The organism is Alistipes sp. HGB5 (genome assembly GCF_000183485.2).
In the GTDB taxonomy this organism is placed as follows: Bacteria; Bacteroidota; Bacteroidia; order Bacteroidales; family Rikenellaceae; genus Alistipes; species Alistipes finegoldii.
Genome location: NZ_AENZ01000062.1, coordinates 35676 through 41675, shown reverse-complemented (window position 1 = coordinate 41675; position 6000 = coordinate 35676). Strand labels below are relative to the sequence as shown.

At 50.4% G+C, this 6000-nt stretch carries 3 protein-coding genes and 1 pseudogene; all 4 read left to right on the top strand.

Translation table 11 applies throughout. The annotated features are described in order from the left end of the window. Positions 1 to 365 precede the first annotated feature (365 nt). Positions 366 to 560, top strand: a pseudogene (locus tag HMPREF9720_RS15930) (hypothetical protein); the annotation flags it as partial. A 399-nt stretch (positions 561 to 959) separates the two neighbouring features. Beyond that, on the top strand, positions 960 to 1508 hold the full coding sequence (locus tag HMPREF9720_RS15210; protein ID WP_227042898.1) for a transposase: 549 nt from the start codon (positions 960 to 962) through the stop codon (positions 1506 to 1508). Between the two features lie 159 nt (positions 1509 to 1667). Continuing rightward, positions 1668 to 3413: a ligand-binding sensor domain-containing protein gene (locus HMPREF9720_RS11010; RefSeq protein ID WP_009598401.1), complete on the top strand. Its 1746-nt coding sequence runs from the start codon at positions 1668 to 1670 to the stop codon at positions 3411 to 3413. A gap of 188 nt (positions 3414 to 3601) precedes the next feature. Continuing rightward, a complete protein-coding gene (locus HMPREF9720_RS11005; protein ID WP_161989193.1) occupies positions 3602 to 5959 on the top strand; it encodes a response regulator in 2358 nt (785 codons plus the stop codon). Positions 5960 to 6000: the final 41 nt, after the last annotated feature.

Genomic DNA, 6000 nt, shown 5'->3' with positions numbered 1-6000 from the left:
CTGTTTAATACAGTTTATATCGGGATAATGAACGGAATAAGAAAACTTGCCTTTCATGCTGCAAGATACAACCGACAGAAATACCTCGATTCCGATGTCCGCTCACGACCGCTCCAGTCCGTTCGGCGGGCTTTTTTTTCGTACCGGACGGTTGTAATATTGCACCGGGAAAGACCTTGCCTCGGAAGCCGTAGCGGAGGAGTTTTCAAACTTTCGATAGCAGTTCTCCGGCGCGGCTTTTTCCCATCGCCAGATGGGAGCGAGCTGTACCTTTGTATGCCGAAAAACTTTTCGGCATACAAAAGGTGCTCGCTCTGCGAGGTTGGGTGGCGTTCCCGAGTCACGCCACTTAAACTACCAGATTGATGACAACCACGAAAAAGAGGATCGGACGCCCGACAACGACAGATCCCAGAGTCCACAGGTATAATTTCAAACTCACCACGGAAGAGAATATCCGCTTTAAGCAGATGCTTTGTAAGGCTGGACTGGAGCATAATCGGAGCCAATTTATCGTCAAAAGAATCTTCAACGAGGAGTTCGTCGTTATCAAACGCGACCGAAGATATAGTTCAAATTATTCAATTTCCCTGTTTTGAGTTCTTCAATCTTTGGTCATACATTGTTAAACAATTGAATTGATTTTGGAGTATCAAGCATGAAGTAAGACAGAGCTTTTATTGGTTTTAGAAACCGTTTATGACGTTCCGTCCCCATGCATTGCATCTTAAAGCTGAACTGTTCGTGAAGTCGAGTAGAGTCCATGTCCGCGACGATGGTTTTACAAGATGTAATTTTCACTTAAAGTTTTTTATTATGGTTTCCAGAGGTATCGATATCAGCAAGAGCAGTTTCGTAGCGGCTTATCCATCAACGAACGGCAACCCTACTAAGACTTTCCCTAACACAACCGCGAGAATGCGTGAGCTCATCGGTACGCTTGCTGTCGCTGAGCATCATTGCGTTATGGAAGCTACCAGCAATTACGGCTGCTGCTGTACCTGCTACATCAGAACGGTATTGCCGTCAGTTTTGCCCCCCCCAAAAAGCAGATCAAGCATTTTTCCCGAATGATGATGCCCGTTACCAAAACCGACGAAAAAGACGCCTACATGATCGCCATGTACGGGGAGAAGATGAATCCTCCCATCTACAAAATGCCCTCGCAGGCTACAATACGGATCCTTACCACCGAAGGGTTTACCTACTTTGACAATGCAAAGCAACTATCCCGCTTCATCGGAATATGTCCAACCTATCAACAATCAAGAACATCCGTAAATATCAGAGAACATATCAACCGGAATGACGATGAACGTCTGCGATCTTTACTCTATATTGCCTTTTGGACTGCCTTGCGTTACAATAGTCGGGAGTGTTATATCCGATTAAAGGCAAATGAAAAACCATTCAAAGTAGCTCTGATTGCTGTGACTAACAAACTCGTCAGGCCTGTTCTTACCATTACTACAATCAACTCAATATATCGATGGATTTGTCCCGGCTAAAAAATAATCTTCGGTTCTTTTTTTATCTTTTTACTTAATTATTTGCTTTTTAATACATTTCCTCATAAATATTCGTTGGCTTTGCCTGCTTCCACTTGGAAAATACGAATTTTGAAGAATTGAAGATTTATCTTAACTTTCGAAAAAATTTCATGCGACGTGCGATTTATTCCCTCCATCCTCCGGTCGTTTCCGTTCAATGTCATGTTGTACTTCGTCGGATTCTTATCTCCGCCGCTCCCCGCCGCTGCCGCCTCCTATGACCGAATCCAGACCCTCTCGATGGACGAAGGACTCCCGCACAGCGACGTAAATGCGATTACGCAAGATCGTGACGGCTATCTTTGGTTCGCGACATTCAGCGGGCTGAGTAAATACGACGGATACAGACTCCAAACCTTTCGGACCGACAATTCCGACCTCACCAGCGACCGGATACTCTGCCTATTCGTCGCCCGGGATTCGTCCCTTTATATCGGAACCGAATCCGGAGGGCTGAACCGTTACGATCCGGTGTCCGAAACGATATTTCCGGTCGCCGAAGAGCCGACAACCTCTGCAGACCAGGTGATCAACAACATTTTCGAAGATCGAAAAGGTACCGTATGGGTCTGTCGAAACGACGGATTGGGATACCTCACACTCCGAGGAGCAACCACTTATCTGCATGTCAAGAACCGATGGAGAGGATTCTACATACAGTGCGGAACCGCCTTGGATTCTTGCAGACTGCTACTGTCAACCGATGCCGGCCCCGTCATCTATAACCCCGAAACCGAGGAGATACAAAATATCCTCCGGGATGAAATCAAAACCCGCTGTTTCTCGATGCAGTCTTTCGCAGACGGCAAAATCGCGCTTTCCGGAGGATGGGGCGTTCGGATCTATGATCCGAAAACCGACGACCTACAGAGAATCTGCGACTTCTCATCCCGGGTCACGACGCAGGACAATCACGGAAACATCTGGGTCGGAAGTTTCAACCGGGGACTGTACAAATACGACCGGAATGGTATTAAGATTGTTCACTACCACCCCAAACTCCCCATTCCTCATGCCGTCAACTCCTTTGAGATCAGCGCACTGTTCGAGGATCGTTCCGGGGTGCTTTGGATCGGAACGATCGGCGGCGGCTTGAGTAGGCTCAATGTCGTCGAAAAACATATCGAATGCTATACCGAAGCGCAGGGCTTGTGTGAAAATCGGATCATCACGTTCCTCGAAGCCCGCGACGGAATACTTTGGGTCAGCACACATGGCGGCATCAATCTGTTTAATCGAAGTTCCGCAACTTTCCGGGAGCTGCGCATAAATGGATTGCCGAGCATCCAATTTGCAACCGTATCAGCCTTCTTTATGGCCGAAAACGGCGACATCTGGCTCGGAACGTGGGACAAAGGATTGTGGGTCATCGACAGCCGGGATATCGACCGGGCGATACAGACCGGTCAGGTCCGGGCCCGACAACTCAAACATCCGGTCATCGACGGGGAATTGTCCGTGTTCCGAATCGTTGAAGATCGCGACAGACACCTGTGGATCAGCTCGAACCGGGGATGTTTCGAATACATTCCATCCCACGGGGATTTCAAAACCGGGCAGTGGATCAACTATACCCACAACGGAGATGATCCCAATTCGTTATGCTCCAATTTCACGACGGACATCTACCCCGATACCGTCACCGACAATAAGACCATCTGGATCGGAACCCGCTCGGGGCTGAACCGAATCGTATTCGATGCCGACGGCAAGGCGAACAGCCAGCGAATCGAACTCGCCGCTACGAACGCCCGTGAACGGAAGGTGTGTAGTTCCGATGCCTTCATCTCGACGATTCACTGTGACCGGAAAGAGGGGGGGGTCTTTGGATCGCAACGATCGGCGAAGGTCTCTTCCTTATGACCGAAGGTCGTTGCGGCGGGAAAACGCCCCGTTTCAGCTGTTTCGACACATCCAACTCCCGGTTCTTCAATAACGAACTGGAGAGCCTGCAGGAGGACGACCACGGAGCCTTCTGGATCGGCGGCTACGGAATCACCCGCTTCGATCCCCGGGATCACTCGATCCGGCATTTTACGGTAAAGGACCAATTGCAGAGCAACTCCTTCAAAATCTGGGCATCGTACAGACTCCGCAACGGCGAGATGGTTTTCGGAGGCGTAAAGGGGTTCAACATTTTCCATCCGGACAGCATCACCGACAACGACATCCGCCCGCGCACGGCCATCTCCCGGCTTAAGATTCGGAATCAGACCGTCTCGGCCGGAGATTCCGTTTGCGGACGCGTCGTCCTGCCGCGCGCCATCAACCGGCTCAACAAACTCGACCTCTCCTACAACTGCAACAACCTCACCTTCGAATTTTCGGCCTTCGCCTACGTCGATCCCAAGTACAATACCTATAAATATAGAATGGAGAATTTCGACACCGACTGGAACTACACCAGCGGACTGTCGCCTCAAGCCGTCTATACCAACTTGCGCCCGGGCAGCTACCGGCTGGTCGTATATGCCTCGAACGAAGACGGATACTGGTCTCAGGCCCCTGCGGTGCTCGAAATCACGATACGTCCGCCCGTCTATGCCACACGCTTGGCCTGGCTTTGCTACATTGCGCTAACCATCCTTTTTCTCTACAGATGGCACCGCCGTTCACTGCGAAAACTACAGGAGCGCCACCAGATAGAGCTCGAACGCAACAAATACTATGAAGAGCAGAAGAGCAGCGCCAACATGCTACAGTTCTATACCGATATCGCCCACGAGCTCAAGACGCCGCTCTCGCTGATTACAGCCCCGGTCGAAGAGCTGCTCTTGAATCCGCATATCGGGAAAACGACGCGCAACAGACTGGAACTCGTCAACCGCAATGCGGGGGCATTGAAGACCCTGCTGGAACAAATCCTCGACTTGCGCAAATACGAAAGCCACAAAATGGAACTCGCGGCTGTGCAAACCGATGCGTCGGAATTCCTCCGCGGTATAGCCGAACTGTTCAAGCCGTTGGCCGACCAACTTCAGATACAGTTCTCGCAGGAGATTCCGAACGATCCGCTCATACTCTGGATCGATCGTCGGAAAATGGAGATCGTTATCGCTAATTTGCTCTACAACGCATTCAAATACAGTCGGAAAAGTTCAGGGAAAGTGAATCTCGTCTGTGAAGAGCAACAGCTGTCGGTAACCATTTCGGTGGAAGATAATGGAATCGGAATAGCCCGGGATGAACAGTCCCGGATCTTCGAACGTTTTTACCAGGCTCGAAACAACAACTCGCCGCAAAAAAGCATCGGCATCGGACTCTCCCTGGTCAAGCATATCGTTACTCTGCATCATGGAGAAATTGAAGTCGCATCCGAATTGAACGTCGGTTCGCTCTTCCGGGTCCGGATCCCGAAGGGATGTGCGCACCTCGCTCCCGAACAGATCAAAGATTCCGACAAGGTCCCGGGTCGGCCATTTCAGAATCTCCCGATAGGGATGGATTCCGCGCTGTCGGACTTCGGTGACGATCAATTCGAATCGGAGATGGCGGCGGAAACCGCAATCGGGAACGATCGTGGAATGCAGTGCGGGCTCCTGGAAGAAAATACGCGCCACGGAGCAGCTGCATCTGATGGAAAAAGAGTTTCGATTCTCGTGGCCGAGGACAATACCGCCTTGCGGGATTATCTTCGAAGCGCGCTGGAGAACCGATACAACGTCTCGACGGCACGAAATGGAGAGGAGGCTTATTGTCAGGCAATCAATGAACAGCCCGATCTGGTGCTTACAGACATCGTCATGCCGGGAATGTCGGGAATCGAACTTTGCCGCAAAATCAAGGAGAATTCCCGGACTTCGGCAATCGGGGTCATTCTACTTACGGCCCACAATCTGCAGAACTACGAAGTATCCGGATACCGTGTCGGAGCCGACGCTTATGTAGCAAAACCGTTCTCCCTTGAAGTGCTCTTCTCCCGTATCGACAACCTTGTTGCCCGACAGAATAAAATCCACAAAAACAGTCAACCTATAAAGGAGATTCCCATTTCAGAAGTCGCTGTGGAGAAATCCGAAGATCTCTTCCTTGTCAAATGTACCGAAACCATCGAGACCGAAATAGCCGATCCGCGATTTGACGTCCTACAGCTTTGCCGCAAAATCGGCGTGTCACGATCGCAGCTCTACCGGCGTATTCTTGCCCTCACGGGGTTGACGCCCATACAATTCATTCGCAGCATCCGGCTAAAGCACGCTGCATCATTCCTTGCCCAAGACGGAACACTTCCTGTCAATGAGGTAATGTATCGCGTAGGGTACACCAATCTCAGCCACTTCGCCAAAATCTTCCATGAGGAATTCGGACTCTACCCCAAGGAGTTCGCCCTCCGGAACCGGAGCAAAACGGGAAAAGTGGACTCCGCGTCGGAAATCTTCTCCAAAAACGAGCCCGAGACGCAGAAATGACCCCGGACGATTTTCTCAAATAAATTAAAAAATACTTTTCC